General features: G+C 66.2%; 1 protein-coding gene. It reads left to right on the top strand.

What is annotated here, in order from left to right; translation table 11 throughout:
* Positions 1-452 (top strand): right-handed parallel beta-helix repeat-containing protein (locus NBW84_RS22010; protein ID WP_250287038.1); only part of this gene is annotated, 452 nt, incomplete at both ends.

Raw genomic sequence — 452 nt, 5'->3', positions numbered from 1 at the left:
CCCTCCGCGGCACCCGCAACGCCATCATCGACGGCGGCGACCTCACCAGCGGCTACGCCGTCCACCTCGACAACGCCGACCACTGGCACCTCGACGGCCTCACCATCCAGAACAGCCAGAAAGGCGTCATGGCCGACCAGACCACCGGCGCCGTCCTGACCAACCTCCTCGTCCGCACCATCGGCCAGGAAGGCATCCACCTCCGCAACTTCTCCACCGACAACTTCATCATCGGCACCACCGTCACCGGAACCGGCCGCAAGGACCCCGGCTACGGCGAAGGCATCTACATCGGCACCGCCGAATCCAACTGGAAACGCTTCAGCGACAACCGCCCCGACGCCTCCGACCGCAACCAGATCATCGGCAACACCATCAGCGGCGTCACCGCCGAAGCCATCGACATCAAGGAAGCCACCACCGGCGGGGTCATCCGCGGCAACCACCTCGAC

Origin of the sequence: Protofrankia sp. CiP1_Cm_nod2 (assembly GCF_920664355.1) — a bacterium.
GTDB lineage: Bacteria > Actinomycetota > Actinomycetes > Frankiales > Frankiaceae > Protofrankia.
This window is presented reverse-complemented; position numbering and strand designations above follow the sequence as displayed.